Origin of the sequence: Plantibacter sp. RU18 (genome assembly GCF_050613355.1) — a bacterium.
Classification (GTDB): Bacteria; Actinomycetota; Actinomycetes; order Actinomycetales; family Microbacteriaceae; genus Plantibacter.
In genome coordinates this window covers 1,105,549-1,121,529 of the sequence record NZ_CP159618.1, presented here as the reverse complement: position 1 = coordinate 1,121,529, position 15,981 = coordinate 1,105,549, and the positions used below count along the sequence as shown (strand labels likewise).

General features: G+C 67.4%; 21 protein-coding genes and 1 pseudogene. 11 read left to right on the top strand and 11 right to left on the bottom strand.

Annotated features, from left to right (window positions below; genetic code table 11):
- The first annotated feature begins 59 nt into the window (after positions 1 to 59).
- The 3 genes from ABMA10_RS05475 (at position 60) to ABMA10_RS05465 (ending at position 1,514) form a co-directional block, all read left to right on the top strand.
- Positions 60 to 434: a VOC family protein gene (locus ABMA10_RS05475; RefSeq protein WP_347867440.1), complete on the top strand. Its 375-nt coding sequence runs from the start codon at positions 60 to 62 to the stop codon at positions 432 to 434.
- Entirely contained in the window at positions 431 to 1,048 is a 618-nt protein-coding gene (locus ABMA10_RS05470) for a GyrI-like domain-containing protein (protein ID WP_347867439.1), read from the top strand. The genes ABMA10_RS05475 and ABMA10_RS05470 overlap by 4 nt, the downstream gene beginning before the upstream one ends.
- A gap of 124 nt (positions 1,049 to 1,172) precedes the next feature.
- The gene (locus tag ABMA10_RS05465) at positions 1,173 to 1,514 is read left to right on the top strand and encodes a cupin domain-containing protein (protein ID WP_347867438.1); all 342 of its coding nucleotides are present in this window, start codon (positions 1,173 to 1,175) and stop codon (positions 1,512 to 1,514) included.
- An 82-nt stretch (positions 1,515 to 1,596) separates the two neighbouring features.
- Here ABMA10_RS05465 and ABMA10_RS05460 read toward each other — a convergent pair whose 3' ends face one another.
- The 4 genes and pseudogenes from ABMA10_RS05460 to ABMA10_RS05445 all read right to left on the bottom strand — a co-directional run bounded on the left by ABMA10_RS05460 (position 1,597) and on the right by ABMA10_RS05445 (position 3,856).
- The gene (locus ABMA10_RS05460; RefSeq protein WP_347867437.1) at positions 1,597 to 2,265 is read right to left on the bottom strand and encodes a Pr6Pr family membrane protein; all 669 of its coding nucleotides are present in this window, start codon (positions 2,263 to 2,265) and stop codon (positions 1,597 to 1,599) included.
- 45 nt (positions 2,266 to 2,310) lie between these two features.
- A complete protein-coding gene (locus ABMA10_RS05455) occupies positions 2,311 to 2,493 on the bottom strand; it encodes a hypothetical protein (protein ID WP_431031546.1) in 183 nt (60 codons plus the stop codon).
- A 53-nt stretch (positions 2,494 to 2,546) separates the two neighbouring features.
- Positions 2,547 to 2,945: pseudogene (locus tag ABMA10_RS05450) on the bottom strand (alpha/beta hydrolase); the annotation flags it as partial.
- The gene (locus tag ABMA10_RS05445) at positions 2,942 to 3,856 is read right to left on the bottom strand and encodes a VOC family protein (protein ID WP_347867435.1); all 915 of its coding nucleotides are present in this window, start codon (positions 3,854 to 3,856) and stop codon (positions 2,942 to 2,944) included. The pseudogene ABMA10_RS05450 and the gene ABMA10_RS05445, both read right to left, overlap by 4 nt.
- Positions 3,857 to 4,026: 170 nt before the next feature.
- Here ABMA10_RS05445 and ABMA10_RS05440 point away from each other — a divergent pair, with 170 nt between their 5' ends.
- From ABMA10_RS05440 to ABMA10_RS05430, 3 genes are read left to right on the top strand one after another with little or no spacing between them, the layout of a single operon-like run.
- Positions 4,027 to 4,494: a phage holin family protein gene (locus ABMA10_RS05440; RefSeq protein WP_347867434.1), complete on the top strand. Its 468-nt coding sequence runs from the start codon at positions 4,027 to 4,029 to the stop codon at positions 4,492 to 4,494.
- Positions 4,491 to 4,733, top strand: a complete 243-nt coding sequence (locus ABMA10_RS05435) for a hypothetical protein (RefSeq protein ID WP_347867433.1) — start codon at positions 4,491 to 4,493, stop codon at positions 4,731 to 4,733. Before ABMA10_RS05440 ends, ABMA10_RS05435 begins: the two co-directional genes overlap by 4 nt.
- Positions 4,726 to 5,790: a YihY/virulence factor BrkB family protein gene (locus ABMA10_RS05430; protein ID WP_347867432.1), complete on the top strand. Its 1,065-nt coding sequence runs from the start codon at positions 4,726 to 4,728 to the stop codon at positions 5,788 to 5,790. Before ABMA10_RS05435 ends, ABMA10_RS05430 begins: the two co-directional genes overlap by 8 nt.
- Positions 5,791 to 5,875: 85 nt before the next feature.
- On the opposite strand, the gene ABMA10_RS05425 is transcribed toward ABMA10_RS05430, so the two are convergent.
- From ABMA10_RS05425 to ABMA10_RS05410, 4 genes are all read right to left on the bottom strand, one after another.
- Entirely contained in the window at positions 5,876 to 6,772 is an 897-nt protein-coding gene (locus ABMA10_RS05425) for an SDR family oxidoreductase (protein ID WP_347867431.1), read from the bottom strand.
- Positions 6,773 to 6,833: 61 nt separating this feature from the next.
- Positions 6,834 to 7,634 carry an SDR family NAD(P)-dependent oxidoreductase gene (locus ABMA10_RS05420; protein WP_347867430.1) on the bottom strand — a complete coding sequence of 267 codons (801 nt, stop codon included), beginning with the start codon at positions 7,632 to 7,634 and terminating at the stop codon, positions 6,834 to 6,836.
- A 1-nt stretch (position 7,635) separates the two neighbouring features.
- Entirely contained in the window at positions 7,636 to 8,523 is an 888-nt protein-coding gene (locus ABMA10_RS05415; RefSeq protein WP_347867429.1) for an SMP-30/gluconolactonase/LRE family protein, read from the bottom strand.
- An 86-nt stretch (positions 8,524 to 8,609) separates the two neighbouring features.
- On the bottom strand, positions 8,610 to 10,391 hold the full coding sequence (locus tag ABMA10_RS05410) for a glycoside hydrolase family 15 protein (RefSeq protein ID WP_347867428.1): 1,782 nt from the start codon (positions 10,389 to 10,391) through the stop codon (positions 8,610 to 8,612).
- Positions 10,392 to 10,570: 179 nt separating this feature from the next.
- Between ABMA10_RS05410 and ABMA10_RS05405 the strand changes: the two genes are divergently transcribed.
- Positions 10,571 to 11,410 (top strand): SDR family oxidoreductase, encoded by an 840-nt coding sequence (locus ABMA10_RS05405; RefSeq protein ID WP_347867427.1) that lies wholly within the window; start codon positions 10,571 to 10,573, stop codon positions 11,408 to 11,410.
- A 75-nt stretch (positions 11,411 to 11,485) separates the two neighbouring features.
- Here ABMA10_RS05405 and ABMA10_RS05400 read toward each other — a convergent pair whose 3' ends face one another.
- On the bottom strand, positions 11,486 to 12,616 hold the full coding sequence (locus tag ABMA10_RS05400) for an FUSC family protein (RefSeq protein WP_347867426.1): 1,131 nt from the start codon (positions 12,614 to 12,616) through the stop codon (positions 11,486 to 11,488).
- Positions 12,617 to 12,733: 117 nt separating this feature from the next.
- Between ABMA10_RS05400 and ABMA10_RS05395 the strand changes: the two genes are divergently transcribed.
- Positions 12,734 to 12,862, top strand: coding sequence for a hypothetical protein (locus ABMA10_RS05395; RefSeq protein ID WP_347867425.1), 129 nt, complete (start codon positions 12,734 to 12,736; stop codon positions 12,860 to 12,862).
- 54 nt (positions 12,863 to 12,916) lie between these two features.
- Here the strand turns inward: ABMA10_RS05395 and ABMA10_RS05390 are convergent, their stop codons facing one another.
- Positions 12,917 to 13,483 (bottom strand): Dps family protein, encoded by a 567-nt coding sequence (locus tag ABMA10_RS05390; RefSeq protein ID WP_347867424.1) that lies wholly within the window; start codon positions 13,481 to 13,483, stop codon positions 12,917 to 12,919.
- Between the two features lie 180 nt (positions 13,484 to 13,663).
- On the opposite strand from ABMA10_RS05390, the gene ABMA10_RS05385 reads away from it, so the two are divergent.
- The 3 genes from ABMA10_RS05385 to ABMA10_RS05375 all read left to right on the top strand — a co-directional run bounded on the left by ABMA10_RS05385 (position 13,664) and on the right by ABMA10_RS05375 (position 14,770).
- Positions 13,664 to 13,999, top strand: coding sequence for an ATP-dependent DNA ligase (locus ABMA10_RS05385; protein ID WP_347867423.1), 336 nt, complete (start codon positions 13,664 to 13,666; stop codon positions 13,997 to 13,999).
- Positions 13,996 to 14,292, top strand: a complete 297-nt coding sequence (locus tag ABMA10_RS05380) for a hypothetical protein (protein WP_347867422.1) — start codon at positions 13,996 to 13,998, stop codon at positions 14,290 to 14,292. The genes ABMA10_RS05385 and ABMA10_RS05380 overlap by 4 nt, the downstream gene beginning before the upstream one ends.
- Positions 14,293 to 14,488: 196 nt before the next feature.
- Entirely contained in the window at positions 14,489 to 14,770 is a 282-nt protein-coding gene (locus tag ABMA10_RS05375; protein WP_347867421.1) for a hypothetical protein, read from the top strand.
- A 273-nt stretch (positions 14,771 to 15,043) separates the two neighbouring features.
- On the opposite strand, the gene ABMA10_RS05370 is transcribed toward ABMA10_RS05375, so the two are convergent.
- Positions 15,044 to 15,847 carry a hypothetical protein gene (locus ABMA10_RS05370; RefSeq protein ID WP_431031280.1) on the bottom strand — a complete coding sequence of 268 codons (804 nt, stop codon included), beginning with the start codon at positions 15,845 to 15,847 and terminating at the stop codon, positions 15,044 to 15,046.
- Between the last annotated feature and the right edge of the window lie 134 nt (positions 15,848 to 15,981).

Here is a 15,981-nt window from a genome sequence, read left to right as displayed (position 1 = left end):
GATGTCGGCGGCTGGAGGGATGCTTGTGGCACCTGTCGTCCACCCTCGGAAGGAACCTCATGCACTTCGCCTCCATCCGCATCATCACGGCCGACGTCGACCGCCTCGTCGCCTTCTACGAGACCGTGATCGGCGCCACAGCGGTCCGCCCGGCACCGGCGTTCGCCCAGTTCACGACCGAGCACGGCGTCTTGGCGATCGCGAGCACGGCCACCGTCGCGATGCTGGGAACCGCGGCACCGGTTCCCGGGGCGAACTCGAGCGTCATCATCGAGTTCCTCGTGGACGACGTCGATGTGGAGTTCGCCCGCCTCGAGCCGCACCTGACGGACGTCGCCCTCGCTCCCACGACCATGCCCTGGGGCAACCGCTCCGCGCTGTTCCGCGACCCGGACGGCAACCTCGTGAACCTGTTCGCACCCGTCGCACAGTGAAGACCGACCACAAGCGCGAGATCGCGAGCTATTCCGCTCGTCGCGGTGAGCTCTCGCTGGTCGACGTGCCGTCGCTCCACTATCTGGCGATCGACGGCCATGGCGATCCCAACACGGCACAGGCGTATGCCGACGCCATAGCCACGGTGTACCCGGTCGCGTACAAGCTCAAGTTCCTCAGCAAGACCGAGCTCGATCGCGACTACACCGTCATGCCGCTCGAGGCCCTGTGGTGGTCGGACGACATGTCCTCGTTCACGGACGCACGCGACAAGACGCAGTGGAGCTGGACGCTTCTCAACCTCGTCCCGGACTGGCTCACGGCCGAGCACGTCGAGGTCGCGCAGTCCCGCGTCGAGGCGGCGGGTGGCGGCCCGTCGCTCGCAGCGCTCCGATTGGTGCGTCTCGATGAAGGGCTCTGCGTGCAGACGTTGCATGTCGGCTCGTACGACGACGAGGCTCCGACCCTCGCTCGGCTGCACGACGAGTTCATTCCGAAGAACGATCTCCGAATGACCGGTCACCACCATGAGGTCTACCTCAGTGACCCTCGCCGGACAGCGCCCGACAAGCTCCGCACGATCCTCCGCCAACCGGTCGAGCGCGCGACCTGAGGCAGCATCAGCGAGCCTGCGGGCCGTCACCTGCGACTGGAAAGACGCCCGCGCCGCGTCGTCGGCCGGCAGCGAGCGGTCTCCCCTGTCGCCGAGACCGGCTGGAAAGCGGAATACTCGAGCCATGACTGAAGCAGTGACCCGAACCACGCTCCTCGAGCAACCGCTCCCCGAGAAGCTCACCGCTGCGATGCACGTGCGCCGAATCACGATGCAGGCGAACGCCATCGGAGGCCCGCACCATCACAACGGCCCTGTCTTCGGATCCATCGAACTGGGCTCGGTCCACTTCCAAGTCGACGGTGGACCCGAGACGATCCTGCGAACAGGGGACGTGTTCTACGAACCGGCAGGCGTCCTGATCGACCGATTCGACGCGACCGAGGAGGGCGTCACGTTCCTCGGGTACTTCCTCTCCGGCCCCGATGAGACCCCAGTCCTCACACCTGGCCCGCCTCAGATCTGACCTTCTGCGGATAGATCGATTGCTTCATCGTGTGAAACCCCCGCGAATCTGGCAGATGCGACGACCATCAGCGGCGCAGCTCTCAACCGCGAAGAAACGCGGGGAGGAACCGGTCGACGAGCTTCAGGAGGACGGCGAAGACGATCGCGACGACGAGCACCCCGAGCGAGTTCAGCGCAGCACCCGCGAATCCGAGCTTGGTGACATCGAGGAACGGGTACGGATACCAACCGCTGATCGCGCCGTGGACGAAGGTGTAGAGCACCCACGCCGTTGGCCAGACGAACGCCCACGCGACCGTGCCCCACGTGAACCGCGGTCGAGGGCCGAACACGAGCCACGCCCCGAGCGTCAGCCAGGGTGACAGGTAGTGGAAACCGATGGTGATCACGTTCGCCCACCCGGTGAGGTTCACGCCGGGAGCGAGGACCACTGCGTAGACGATCCCGGTGATGACGATGCTAAGCAAGGCGTCGAGTCGTAACACGCGCCAGAAGCGGCCGTCGCGCATCGGGTCGATGACGAGCAGAATCGCGACGCTCAACACGATGAGGTTGCTGAGGATCGTGAACGCGCTGAACAACCGTACGAACCGCTCGTCGAGCCCCACCGACATGTCGACTCCGCCGGAGCGCGCATCGTTGCCGCCGGTGATCACGAGGACGATCTGGATGACGAACGAGATCGTCACGATGACGGCGATGAGCGCATGCACGACACGACTCGCGGTGAGGGTCACGGGAGATGGCACCCGCCCACCCTAACCACTCGAAGCGGTCGGGCAGCCTCGACGGGCTCAGCTCGGCAGGTGCGCGGCGAGGAACGTCCTGACGTCGTCGAGCTCGGCCTGGTTGATGCCGTGGGCGAGGCCGGGGTAGGTGCGCTCGGTGAGCGTCGTGTGCAACGGCAGCCACGACGCGGTGCGCGCGACGGCCGGTTCGGCGATGACACGGTCCTCGGTCCCCCGCCCCCAGAACACTGCGGGACGCGAGGCGGCGACCGCCTCATCCCCGGCTGCGGTGCGCTCAGCACGAACCCGGCGAGGATGATCGGCGCGAGCACCCGCTCGGGTCGGGTGCGCAACAGCTGAGAGGCCATGAATCCACCCTGCGAGAAGCCGATCGGCAGGATGCGTGCGACGGACGACACGTGCTCGTCGATCCAGCCCCAGACGGCGTCGGTCGTCTCAGCGATCGGCTCGGGGTCCGGGTTGCCCGGCGTCGTGATCTCGAACCATGCCGCACCGCCGTGACCCATCTCGAGCGGAGCGCGCAACGATACCCACGGCATCTCGAGGCCGAGTGGCTCCACGAGTCCGGTCAGGTCGTGCTCGTTCGAGCCGTAGCCGTGCAGGAGGACGGCGACGACGGGAGCGGAACCGGACGCTGACGCCCAGTCGGACGAACGGACATCGCGCAATGCGGCACTCATCGGGACAGCAGCTCCTCGGTGGACAGGTCGGGCAGGGCGACGGTGACGCGCGTACCCCACGGGTCGGAGACGGTCACGGAGCGACCGTCGGAGTCGAAAGGGATCGTGCGTGTGCGCAGTCGTGCGGCCAGCGTATCGAGGTTCGCGACGTCGGGGACGGTGATCGACACGTCGCCGAGACCGAGCATCGCGGCACGAGGGCCGGCTCCCTGACTGTTCCACACGTTCATCGCGATGTGGTGGTGATAGCCGCCGGCCGAGGCGAAGACCGCGCCAGGATAGTCGGTCTGCGTCGCCTCGAAGCCGAGCGCGTCGACGTAGAAGGCGCGAGCGGTCGCGAGGTCGCCGACCTGCAGGTGCACGTGGCCGACGGCCCCGGCGAGCGAGGGGCCGGCTCCGAGCGCATCCTCGGTGAGGTGCGTCTGCAGGTAGGCGTTCGGGTCCAGGTAGGTGGTCGTCATCGCGATCTGGTCGCCCGTGCGCACCCAGCTGCTGCGTGGGCGGTCGGTGTACAGCTCGACGCCGTTGCCTTCGGGGTCGGTGAAGTAGAAGGCCTCACTGACGAAGTGGTCACTGGAGCCGACGAACTGTCCGCGCGGGTCCTGGGCTGCGCGGTACACCGTCGCGGAGAGGCTTGCCTCGTCCTCGAAGAGGAAGGCGGTGTGGAAGAGGCCGGCCTGACGGCGGTCGACGGCGGGGAGGTCCGGCGAGTGGACGAGGCGGACGAGGGGCGTGGTGCCGCGGCCGAGCACACGGTGCACCTCACGGGAGCGGCTGCGCTCCTCGAGCGGCTCCATGGCGAAGGCGTTCGCGTAGTACCCGGCCATGAGGTCGAGGTCGCCGACGCGCAGGGTCACGGCGCCCATCGAGGTGTCGGGTGCGAGCAGGCGCTCGTCGAGCACGGCGGTCATGGTTTCTCCGTTCGGGTGGTTCGTTCAGGGGAATCGTATCGCATTACTTGTAGATGTAACTAAATTGGTGCGTGGGTATTCCGTCGGATCCGCGACACACCCTGTCAAGCCCCGTGCGCGAAGACATCAGCCGGTGTTGGCTTGACGTTCACAAGGAGAAGAGTGCTGACATGACCGATGCCCGAAGCGCGTCCGCCGGCCGCCGCAGCCGCCGTGGACTTCCGCCGATGAAGACCCTGCTCAGCGACCTCCGCGAGGACGTCGTCCGCCTCGTCACCGGGGAGATCGCGCTGTTCAAAGCCGAGATGACGAAGAAGGCCAAGGACCTCGGGATCGGCGCAGGCATGCTCGTCGCCGCCCTGGTGCTGGTGCTGTTCGGCTTCGGCACGCTCATCGCTGCCGCCGTCCTCGGCCTCGCGACGTTCCTGCCCGCATGGCTCGCAGCCTTGATCGTCGGCGTGTTCCTCATCCTCGTCGCCGGGATCCTCGCGCTGATCGGCGTCAAGAAGCTCAAGGCCGGCGCCAAGCCGGTGCCCGAGCGCAGCGTCGAAGCACTCACGGGAGACCACCTGGCGGACGGCGCGGATCGCGACGACGCCCTCGAACCGAAGCCACGCACCAAGGAGGCCGCAGCATGAGCGACCACGACCTCGTCCGACCCACACCCCCGGAGGGCGCCGGCCTCAACAGCCTGCAGCTCGAGGTGGAGCAGACGCGCGAGCACCTCGCCCAGACGCTCGACCTGTTGTTCCGGAAGTTCGACATCCGCACCGCTGTGGCGTACCACCTGCGCACGACGGCGGTCGTCGTCGCCTCGGTGGCGGTCGTCGGCGCCGGCGTCCTGATCTGGCGCGCGAACCGGGGGCACCGTGTCTGAACGGACCGCGCACCGCGACAAGCAGGCCGACGCGAAGGATGCCGACGACGCCGACACGGCCGAGGAGACGATGACGCCCCAGCGCGTCGCCGTCCCGTGGGGCTACGTGCTGAAGCGCACCCTGCACTCCTTCGGCTCGAACCAGTGCACCGACCTCGCAGCGGGCCTCACCTACTTCACCATCCTGTCGATGTTCCCGGCGGTGCTCGCCCTCGTCTCGATCCTCGGGCTGTTCGGCCAGAGCCGCAGCGGCACGGACGCACTGCTCGAGATCGTCGGCAACCTCGCCCCCGGTGACAGCCTCGGCTTCCTGACCGACGCGGTGAACCAGTTCGTCGAGTCCCCCGCGATCGGCTTCGCACTGTTCGCCGGGATCGCCGGAGCCGTCTGGTCCGCGTCGGGCTACGTCGGCGGTTTCGGTCGCGCGTTGAACCGCATGTACGGCGTCGAGGAGGGTCGCAAGATCTGGTCGTTGCGTCCCACCCAGCTCGGCGTCACGCTCGTCGTGCTCATCGTCATCACGCTGATCGCGTTGGCGCTGATCGTCTCCGGCCCCGTGGCCGAAGCCATCGGTCAGGCGCTGGGTCTCGGCCAGACGGGTCTCACCGTGTGGTCGATCGCGAAGTGGCCGGTCATGGCGATCGCGCTCGTGTTCGTCATCGCCGTGCTGTACTCGGCGACACCGAACGTGAAGCCCGAGAAGTTCCGCTGGATCAGCATCGGTGCGCTCGTCGCCCTCGTGATCCTGCTCGTCGCCTCGGTCGGGTTCGGGTTCTACATCGCCAACTTCGGCAACTACGACGCGACCTACGGTTCACTCGCCGGCATCGTGATCTTCCTGCTGTGGATCTGGATCGCGAACCTCGCGCTCCTGTTCGGCGCGCAGCTCGACATCGAGATCCAGCGTGGTCGCCAGCTGGCCTCCGGTGTCGCCGCGGAGGAGGAGTTGGAGTTGCCCCTCCGCTCGGACGCTGCGATCAAGGCCATCGCCGACCGCGATGCGAAGGACGCCCTCGAGGGTCGTCGCGTGCGTCGGAAAGCCGAACACACCCGCTGAGCGCCCCGTACCGAAGAGACGCTCCTGAACGAGCGAAACGGCACGGAGTCCACTGGACTCCGTGCCGTTTCGCATGCGCGGTGCCTTACGGCGTCGGCATGCCGCCGTTCACGTTGAGCGTCTCACCCAGCACGTAGCTCGACTCCGGCGAGGCCAGGAACACGTACGCCGGCGCGAGTTCCGCGGGCTGGCCCATGCGACCGAGCGGCGTGTCCTCGCCGAACTCGGCGATCTTCTCCTGCGGCTGCCCGTCCGACACCTGCAGCGGCGTCCAGATGGGGCCCGGGGCGACGGCGTTCACGCGGATGCCCTTGGGCGCGACCTGCTGCGCCAACGCCTTGGTGAAGGCGTTGATCGTCGCCTTCGTCGAGGCGTAGTCGACGAGGATGTCCGATGGCGAATAGGCCTGGATGGAGGTCGTGTTGATGATCGCCGAACCGGCTGGCAGGTGCGGTAGCGCTGCCTTCGTGATCCAGAACATCGCGTAGACGTTCGTCTTGAAGGTGTCGTCGAACGCCTCGTCGGTCAGGGTGGTGAGGTCCTCGTTGAAGACCTGCTTGCCACCGTTGTTGACGAGGATGTCCAGGCCACCGAGACCTGCGACGGCTTGGTCGACGAGCTCGCGGCAGTAGGACGCGTCGCGCAGGTCGCCGGGCAGGGTGAGCACGGTGACGCCGGCATCGCGGACGATCCCGGCGATGCGCTGGGCGTCCTCCTCCTCTTCCGGCAGGTAGGACAGCGCGACGGACGCGCCCTCGCGGGCGAAGGCGATGGCCGTGGCTGCACCGATGCCGGAGTCTCCGCCGGTGATGAGTGCCTTGCGGCCGGTCAGTCGGCCGGTGCCGCGGTAGCTCTCCTCGCCGAGGTCGGCCTTCGGGTCGAGCTCGGCGTCGAGGCCCGGCTCGGGCTGGTGCTGCTTCTCAGCCGTGATGTCGGCGTAGAGCTTCGACGGATCGGTGAAGGTGTACTGATCGTTTCCCATGGTGGGTCCTTTCGGTCGGTGGTGCAGGTGTGGCGGCGCCGAACGCGCGAGGCGGGGCACCTCAGATGGTCGCGACGGAGCCCGAATCGACGCGGTAGTTGGAGCCGTTCACGAAAGAGGCGAGGTCGGAGCAGAGGAATGCGATGACGGACGCGACCTCTGCCGGCTCGCCGCGACGGCCGAGCTCCATGTACGGGCGCTCCTCCTCGAGGAACGACTCGATGGCCTTCGCCGGAGTGGTGCCGAGCTCGTCGGCTCGCTTGCGCATCATCGCGTCGGTCATGGGTGTGTGGATGAACGCCGGCGAGACGGCGTTCACGAGTAGGCCCTCCGATGCGTAGGAACGCGAGAGGCCTTTCGCGAGCGCCAGGATGCCGGCCTTCGCGGCGCAGTACGGCAGTTCGTCGTCATACGGCTGGACGGCGTCCTCCGAGGCGAGGAAGACGAGGCGACCCCAGCTGCCCTTCCGGAGCGAGGGGAGGAACTGGCGGACGAGGCGAGTGGGACCGATGAGGTCGATCTCGATGGTCTTCGTCCAGCCCTCGTCGGTGATCTCGTGGAAGAGGCCCTGCGCGCCGGTGACACCGGCAGACTGCACGAGGATGTCGATGTCGCCGACGGCCTCCTGTACCTGCTCGTGGAGTGCGGCGAGCGCATCGACGCTCGTGATGTCGGCGGCGAACGCGAAGAGTTTGCCGCTCGGGGCGTCGAGCTTCTTCGCGGCTTTGTCCAGGGAGTCCTGATCCTGGTCGGAGATGACGACGGTCGCGCCCTCCTCCAGCAGGATGCGGGCCGTCTCCCAGCCGATACCTGAGTCCGCTCCCGTGATCAGTGCGGTGCGTTCGGTGATTCCGAGATCCATGTCACTCCTTCTTGTCGGTCTGGTCGTCATAGGTGTTCACAGGCCTGCCGGTAGCGAGGCCGTCGAACCGGAAGATGGCGCCGCTGAGCGGAGCCCGTACGAGGTCGTCCTCGGTGAGGTTCTCCCTGGCCGTCCCCACGAACAGTGAGGTGAGGTCGGACCCGCCGAAGGCGACCGAGGTCACGTTCGGTGCTGGGACGGTCAGCTCCTCCTCGACGGTTCCGTCGACGCCCCACCGGAGCACCGTGCCGTTGCCGTAGACGCCGTTCCAGAATCTGCCTTCGGTGTCGAGGGCAAGGCCGTCGGAGTTGTGTCCGACGAGCCAGGGTTCCAGGGGGCCGAGGGTGCCGTCGGCGGCGTAGTCGGCCCGGTAGACGGTCTTCACGGCGGTGTCGGTGAGGTACATCGTGCTGCCGTCCGCCGACCACTCGAAGCCGTTCGCGACCCCGAAGCCTCCGCGCAGGGTGCGTAGCCCGGACCGGTCGACGACGTAGAGCGCGGCGTCGGGCTGGCCGGTGGTCACGCTCATCGAGCCGATGACGAAACGGCCGCGCGGGTCGACCTTCGCCTCGTTGCTCCGGAGCCCGGCATGCGCGTGCTCGAGCTTCGCGATCGTCTCGACGATGAGGCCGTCCTCGTCGAGGGTGACGATGCGGTCGCCGAGCGCCGCGATGTACCCACTGGAAGCTCGCGGCTGCACGGCGCTCAGGGGCGGTGGGAGCTCGGTGACACGATCGTCGCTGCCGTCGACCGCGCCGTCGAGCGGACCGCGGTGCAGCGTGCCCGCGCTGATGTCGACCCAGACGAGTTCGGCTGTGCGGGCATCCCACCAGATGCTCTCGACGAGGATCGCTGGGGTGTCTCGGAAGACCTGCGGCTGTACATCCATTGCTTCCACGGTAGGGACCATGTCGGAAGCTGCCGCAGGGCTTGTTTTCCCAGGAACCAGTGGCTAGCCCGCTGGTCCGCCTCGCCTCAGTCCTCGGTGAGCTCTTTGATCGTGAGCGCCGCGTTGATGAGGCCGAGGTGGCTGAGCGCCTGGGGCAGGTTGCCCCAGTGCGAGCCGTCCGACGGGTCGATCATCTCTGCGAGGATGCCGACGTCGTTGGTCATGCCGACGAGTTCGTCCATCGCGGCGACGGCCTCCTCATGGCGCCCGACGCAGGCGAGCGCTGATGCCCGCCAGAACGCGCACGCGACGAAGGTGTACTCCTCCTGTTGCACGCCCGAGTACCGGTACATCAGCGCACCGTCGCCGAGTTCTGCCGTCAGCGCGTCGATCGTCGACGACATCCGCTCCCCGCGGTCGAACCCGCTCATCGCGTGCAGCAGGACCGAGGCGTCGAGGTCGTCGCTGCCCGGACGCATGACGTACGCACCGCGCTCCTCGGACCAGCCGTACTCGTCGATCCACTCGCGGATCCGACCCTGCTCGGCACTCCATCGATCGGCGCTGCCCGCGACCTGCCCCAGCTCCGCCAGGTGTACGGCGTCCCCGAGAGCCTGCCAGCAGCCCATCTTCGACGAGATGTAGTGCTCGTCGTCCGGCAGCTCCCACATGCCAGCGTCGCGGTTGCGCCACTGGTCGCAGGTGCGGTCGGCGACCTCGGCGAGCAGGCGTCCGGTCGGGACGTCGAGCACGTTGCCTGCATCGACGTAGGTGCGACAGATCGCGAACAGGTCGCCGTAGACACCGAGCTGCAGCTGTCCCTGAGCCGGGTTGCCGGTGGCGACGGGGCCGAGACCTCGCCACCCGGAGACGTCATGCTCGGTGACCTCCTCCGGCACCCCGCCCTCGAGGCCGTAGAAGATGTGCAGCTCGGGGCCGTTCTCGCGGATGGTGCGCAGCAGCCACGAGATCGCCGCGTGGGTCTCCTCCCGGAGCCCGAAGCGCACGAGCGCGTGAGCGGTGTAAGCGAGGTCGCGCACCCACGCGAAGCGGTAGTCCCAGTTCTTGCCGCCGCGAGGGTTCTCAGGGAGCGAGGTCGTCGCCGCCGCCGCGATCGCACCCGTCGGGCTGAAGATCAGCAGTTTGAGGGCGAGCGCGCTGCGCTGCACCTGGTCGGCCCACGGCCCGTCGTAGGAGAATGCGCGCGACCAGGTGCGCCAATTCTCGATCGTGCGGTCGATGCCCTGGTCGACGATCTGCGGGTTCGGCAGATGGATCGGTTCGGCATGCGTCGCGACGACGATGAGGAGGTGACGGGAACCCTCGCTGGTCGTGAAGCGTCCGGCGATCTCCGGGGCTGCAGGCCCGTCCCCGACGACCGTGTCCTGGCCGTGCTCGCTGCCGACGACCGCGATGGTCGTCTCCCCGGCGCGGATGATCGGTCCACGCGTGCTGTCCTCGATCCAGGGTGAAGCCGTTCCGAGCGCCGTCCCAGGGCGCACGCGCCACGCGAACCGGACGCTGCCGGAGCGGCCCTCGATCCGACGTGCGAGCTCGGCCCACGGCAGCCGGCCGGCGATGCCGGTGACGAGGGCGTCTGTGATCGTCGCACTGCCGTGCTCGGTCGTGAACGTGGTGCGCAGGACGTTGGTCCGGGCCACGTAGCGGCGGGTGACCGTGTACTCGTCGACGGGTTCGAGTTCGATGCAGCCGCCGGTCTCGTCGTCGAGCAGTCGGGCGAACACGGGCATCGAGCCGAGGTTCGGGATCGGCAACCAGTCGACCTGGCCGCGCAGTCCGATGAGCGCGACGGTACGGCCGTCACCGATCGGCGCGTACGAGCGGAGGTCTTCGCCGGGTGTGGTCATGCGTTTCAGCCTAGGGACGCTCTCGCTCCTGCGACCCGGGCTGGCGGGTCGGGCGTGGGCCTGGTAGCGCCACTGCCGATCGGCTCCAGGTCAACCCCTGTAGACGGAGCGCCCCGGTCGGGGAGGCTGGAGGGACCGCCATGCAGCACCACCACGCAGCACCGACAGGGAGGAACACCATGAACCAGCCCGCCCAGCAGCAGCGCCCACCCGGCACCGAAGCCGCACTCGACCCGCAGGCCGATCACGGAGAGACGAGCTATCAGGGCTCCGGCAAGCTCGAGGGGAAGGTCGCGATCATCACGGGCGGCGACAGCGGCATCGGCAAGGCCGTCGCGATCGCCTACGCACGTGAGGGCGCCGACGTCGTCATCAGCTACCTCAGCGAGGACGAGGATGCTGCCGACACCGTGTCCTGGGTGGAGCAGGCTGGCCGCACCGCTGTGAGCATCGCAGGCGATCTGACGGATCCGGAGCACTGCCGCGAGATCGTCCGGGCGACGGTCGAGCGCTTCGGCCGCGTCGACATCCTGGTGAGCAACGCGGCGTTCCAGATGACCCGCGACAGCCTCGCTGAGATCCCCGACGAGGAGTGGGATCACACGCTCGCGACGAACCTCAGCGCGTTCTTCCACCTGAGCAAGGCGGCCGTGCCGCACATGTCGCCGGGCTCGTCCATCATCACGACGAGTTCGATCCAGGCTGACGCTCCGTCGCCGACGCTCATGCCGTATGCGATGACGAAGGCGGGCCTGGCGAGTATGACGGCCTCGCTCGGTCAGATGCTCGGTGGCGACGGCATCCGTGTCAACGCCGTGGCGCCCGGCCCGATCTGGACGCCGCTCATCCCGGCGACGATGCCTCCCGAGACGGTCGAATCATTCGGGACCGACACCCCGCTGGGCCGTCCGGGCCAGCCCGCCGAAGTCGCACCGCCGTACGTCCTGCTCGCGTCGGACGAGGGCTCGTACATCTCGGGCGCGGTCATCGCCGTGACCGGCGGCAAGCCGATCCTGTAAACGTCGCCGCCTCGTCGAGTCGCCCGGGGACACGGGTCGCCGACTGCCGGAACCCATGGTCCCGGGCGACTCACGTCACGAGGTCGTGCCGGAGCGTTCGACCTCGGCGTGGATGCGGCGGAGGGCGAAGAGGAGGTTCTCGCCGCCCGCGTCGTCGGCAGGATCAGCGTCCTGCGTCGACTCTGCGGCGTCGAGGTGGGCGGCGCGCACCGCCCGGCGCAGCGACGCGAGCGCCCGGTCGGACGCGCTGAGCGCTTCGCCCAGGCGCTGCTCGTCGATGGCCGCGTCGACGAGGTCGGCTGCGGCGTCGACGGCATCGGCGAGTGACGTCCGGACATCGGGTGCGAGGTCCACGGGCACCGGAATGCCCCAGAGGGCGGCGCGCAGTGCGTCCCCGATCTCCACCACGGCCGGCGCGACGCGTTCGAGCGCCGCCAGCGCGCCCTCGTCGCCGCTGAGGTCGTGACGGTTCCAACGCGTCCGTGGGTTGGCCCGACGGCTCTCCCGCGCGTCCTTCATCAGCGTCCGCGCGGCATCGATGTCGTGCCGGATCTCGACGAGGGTGCTGTCCCAGATCGGCGGGTCGTCGGCGGCCGGTATGACGTCCGAGCGCAGGGTGTCGGACATGCTGCGCAGTGCGCCGACCATCCGCGATCGCGCAGCGGTGATGCCGGCCGCCGATTCGCGGACGAAGAGCGGCGGCATGATCAGCAGGTTCACGAGGAGGCCGACTCCGACTCCGAGGGCCATCTGCACGAGGTACCCGAACGAGAAGTCGTCAGCGTTCGCCCCACCGATGATGATCACGAACAGCGCCGCGATCGGAACATAGTCGCGTCCATGACCGAGGCCGGGCAGCCCCGCGAGCAGGGTGCCGAGACCGATCGCGAGCGCCACGGACACCCAACCGGGCAGTGGCGATGCGATCAGGCCCCAGGCGAGGCCGATGCCGAGCGCGAGTCCGATGAGCGTCTGCATGCTGGATCGGGCGGAGTCCATGAGCGTCGGCGTGAGGCTCACCAGCGCACCGAGCGGCGCATAGTAGGAGAAGTCGCCGAGCTCGCCCGGCAGCAGGCTTCCGAGGAACCAGGCCGCCGTGGCCGCGATCGCCGTCTTGAGCGCGAGCATCAGGCGCCACGGCCGGAGCGCCGGCGCAAGCCAGGCGAGCAGTCGTCGCCCGAGCCCGGGCGCAGCGTCAGCGCTCATCACGGCCGCTATGCTGACCGGACGCCGAGACGCCGTCAACCCCTCGCGACTCACCAGCCGACGCGCCTACCGTTGTGCTCGTCATCTTCGATGGCGAGAACCAGGAAGGAAACGCACATGACCGACGCATCAGCATCCTCATCCCGTCCCGACGCCGAGGAGATCCCGGACGGCTCGAGTTCCGATGGTACCGAGTCCTCCGAAGGCGAGGACACGGCGTCGGGTGGCGGCGCCGACGACGAATAGCCGGCTGGCGCCGCCCCCCGTCACCGCCAGCCGGTGATCTGCGCTGGCGGCTGATTACCGGCTGCGTGACACGGTGCGGTTCTCCGCGCTGATCATCCACGCGAACTGCTCGAGCTTCTCGATCACGGCGTGCAGGATGTCGGCGCTCGTCGGGTCCTCGTCGTCGATTTCGTCGTGGACCCGGCGCATCGTTCCGACCGTCGCCTCGAGGCGCACGGTGATCAGGTCGATCGTCTCGGACGTGTCGATCTCGCCCTGCGGATACTCCGGCAGGGTCGTGGTCTCGGCGACGATGTCGCTTCGGCCGTCCGGGACAGCGTGCAGGGCGCGCATGCGCTCTGCGACGGTGTCGCTGAACTCACGTGCCGCCTCGATGATCTCGTCGAGCTGCAGGTGGGTGTCGCGGAAATTGCGGCCGACGACGTTCCAGTGGGCCTGCTTGCCCTGGATCGACAGCTCGATGAGGTCGACCAGGACGGCCTGCATGTTCTCGTCCAGCTGCTTCGACGCGACGAAGCCCTTCTCGGCGTTCTGGCGACGGGTCGGCTTCGCGCCGCTGCCTCCGGGAGCCGATCGATTCGTGCTGGTCGTCTTGCCGGTGTTCTTCTCAGTTGTGGCCATGGTGTGGCACCTCCAGCTCGCAGGTTACGACGCCCGGCTGACGATGCCGGAGCCCTTGACATCGGCCAGGAATCATCGCACGAGCGCGCGCAGTCATGGACGAGCTGGGCTTTCCCGGCTGGGAGTCCTATGGTGAAGCGACACAGCACCTGCAGTACAACGAGGAGAGCAAGGCCCCCGATGGGAAAACTGATCTACGGCTCAGAGGTTTCGATCACGTTCGAGGATCGACTCCTCGCGCACTTGCAGTTCGTGATCGGTGCGAAACTGCGCCGCAATGAGGCGTTCTACTTCGGTTGGAAGGACGACCCGCGCGCGGGCGACGGTCGGAGTGTCATCTGGATCCACCCCTCCGTTCCCCTGCGGTTCAAGTACTCCGGCAGCATCCCCATCGATCTCAATCGCCAATGGATCGAGGCATTGAACATCACCGCGAACTCGGCGCACGGCCTCTCAGTCGTCGCGGAGCCCGCACCGAGCAGACCCGCTCCGAGCAGAACAGGGCAGCCAGCATGAGCCGGATGGAGATCGTCTACCAGGGTCACCCGTACTCGGTGTCCGTCCCGGATCCCGATGCATTCCGCGCCGAGGTGCTCGAGTGGATCTCCGCCGGTACCTTCCGGTGGTTGGAGGTCGACCGCGGCGAGGGCCTGCTCGAGCCCATCAGCCTCCTCATCGGACCCGGCATCGGTATCGCCATGGGTACTCCGGACGGTCCGTCACAGGATGTGCACAGCGTTTCTCCCGCCGGCGTCGATGAGGCCGAGCGTGCGCTCGACCCGCTGCCGGATGACGGTCAGATCTCATAATCGGTCGCGCACCCCGGCAGTGGTGACGCGTGTATCCATAGCGCACCGGCACCCGCGAAATCAACAGTTTCGAGCGAGAAAGCTAGCCTGTCTAGACTTATCCGGCGGACACTGCGGTGGGTCTCCATGCTGGCCGCTCGGATCAGGCGCGAACCGTCTGATGCGATCGACGGAGACCCGAAGAAGGGCATGCAATATGGGCGCGATCGTGTACGGAACCGGGGAGCAACGTTTCAACGTCGATGACCGGACGCTCGCCCACCTGAAGACCATCACGCTCATGAAGCTGCGTCGGAACGAGTCGTTCTCGATCACCCTGCGCGATGCCGCTGCCGAACAAGGCCGCGTGACGCTGTGGTTGCACCCGTCGATCCCGCTGCTCTTCACGTTCGCCACCGACGAGACGTTCGACATGGACCGTCCGCTGCTCGAGGAGCTCATGCACGGTGCGAACGGCGGAGAACTCACCGTCAAGTGACCCGCTGAGTCGCCGGTCCTGCAGCACTCACCCCGCCCAGGGACGCACGAGTAACAGCGGACGACCCTGCTCATGCAAGGCATCGTCAGGGACCTTCGTGCGGACTCGCCTCCTGCCTCCTCCGGGTCGGCGATATCGTTCGAGGATCCCGCACTCGTGGGACCTCTTCATCCCTCACTTCTCGTCATAGCGGCGGGGTGAGCCCTGACGGTCAGGTTCTCTTGCACGTCCCGCGCGTCGTTGAGGCTGGCTGTGCCCAATGGTTGGGTGATCTTAGGTGGCGGCGTTGGAGAGAGCAGCCCGCAGGCTCACACCGGTTCGTCGGTTCCGTTGCTCGGCCATGACCTGATGGACGGCTTTCTGAGCTGGGTTACGTGTCTTGCGACCAGCCTGCGGTCCTGTGGCGCGGGTCCAGCTCGACGTGATGCGGATCGTCGTTCCATCTGGCTCAGCGGTCAACATGAACCGTTCTTCTTGGTGGACCCCGCGATCCCAGTCCGTGGCCCACATCACCGTGGAAGACTCGGGAACCGAGACCATGAGCGTTCCAGCGTGCTTGCGGTCTGCGCTCATCACGGACCATGAGCCGTCAACGCATTGCGTGGCTTCGCCGAACTCCGAATCCCAGGTCATTCGAGTCGACGGATCCACGACCGCCTTCATCACTTCGGGCGCGTGAGCGGTGACGTAAACGCTCGTTGTCGAGGACAGGTCGCCATCCCACGCGTGCCCCTGCGTGCCCTCAAACGGACGGCCAGCCAATTGGTTGAGATCTACACTCAATCGATCTGTAAGTTCCCGGAGATGCTCATCGTTGCTCGACGCGAGGACTTCGAGTGCAGCGTAGCCGTCTCTCCTGCGCGCTGCGCGAGAGATCGCTTCCAGATCAAATGGGTCCCAATCAGCCTTCGCACGGGTGGATGCGCCGACTCCCGGCGGGGCTCCGGCCCTGCTGAACCCGAGCAGGTGAGGGTCTTCCTCGCGAGCTGCCGTTACCGCAGAGCGCACGCGATCCTCAGAGAGTCCGGCGGCCCGTAGCGCTTGCGAGACGGGGCTGTCCCATCGGACGAGGGCCACCAGTACTATTTTCGGCGGACCACCTGTCGGCTGACCTTCAGCCCTTTGGCGATCTCTAGCCAAGTCCTTTCGGCACGAGGCGCGGTCTCCAAGGCTCTCAGTGCTGAATTGACACATGTCATTTCCACGGAAAT

Bases quoted from the DNA above. Each gene is read 5' to 3' on its own strand.
- ABMA10_RS05400 (WP_347867426.1), bottom strand. From the start codon at position 12,616: ATGAGCGCTGACGCTGCGCCCGGGCTCGGGCGACGACTGCTCGCCTGG.
- ABMA10_RS05465 (WP_347867438.1), top strand. From the start codon at position 1,173: ATGACTGAAGCAGTGACCCGAACCACGCTCCTCGAGCAACCGCTCCCC.
- ABMA10_RS05390 (WP_347867424.1), bottom strand. From the start codon at position 13,483: ATGGCCACAACTGAGAAGAACACCGGCAAGACGACCAGCACGAATCGA.
- ABMA10_RS05415 (WP_347867429.1), bottom strand. From the start codon at position 8,523: ATGGATGTACAGCCGCAGGTCTTCCGAGACACCCCAGCGATCCTCGTC.
- ABMA10_RS05445 (WP_347867435.1), bottom strand. From the start codon at position 3,856: ATGACCGCCGTGCTCGACGAGCGCCTGCTCGCACCCGACACCTCGATG.
- ABMA10_RS05405 (WP_347867427.1), top strand. From the start codon at position 10,571: ATGAACCAGCCCGCCCAGCAGCAGCGCCCACCCGGCACCGAAGCCGCA.
- ABMA10_RS05410 (WP_347867428.1), bottom strand. From the start codon at position 10,391: ATGACCACACCCGGCGAAGACCTCCGCTCGTACGCGCCGATCGGTGAC.
- ABMA10_RS05425 (WP_347867431.1), bottom strand. From the start codon at position 6,772: ATGGGAAACGATCAGTACACCTTCACCGATCCGTCGAAGCTCTACGCC.
- ABMA10_RS05475 (WP_347867440.1), top strand. From the start codon at position 60: ATGCACTTCGCCTCCATCCGCATCATCACGGCCGACGTCGACCGCCTC.
- ABMA10_RS05440 (WP_347867434.1), top strand. From the start codon at position 4,027: ATGACCGATGCCCGAAGCGCGTCCGCCGGCCGCCGCAGCCGCCGTGGA.
- ABMA10_RS05420 (WP_347867430.1), bottom strand. From the start codon at position 7,634: ATGGATCTCGGAATCACCGAACGCACCGCACTGATCACGGGAGCGGAC.
- ABMA10_RS05375 (WP_347867421.1), top strand. From the start codon at position 14,489: ATGGGCGCGATCGTGTACGGAACCGGGGAGCAACGTTTCAACGTCGAT.
- ABMA10_RS05435 (WP_347867433.1), top strand. From the start codon at position 4,491: ATGAGCGACCACGACCTCGTCCGACCCACACCCCCGGAGGGCGCCGGC.
- ABMA10_RS05395 (WP_347867425.1), top strand. From the start codon at position 12,734: ATGACCGACGCATCAGCATCCTCATCCCGTCCCGACGCCGAGGAGATC.
- ABMA10_RS05380 (WP_347867422.1), top strand. From the start codon at position 13,996: ATGAGCCGGATGGAGATCGTCTACCAGGGTCACCCGTACTCGGTGTCC.
- ABMA10_RS05385 (WP_347867423.1), top strand. From the start codon at position 13,664: ATGGGAAAACTGATCTACGGCTCAGAGGTTTCGATCACGTTCGAGGAT.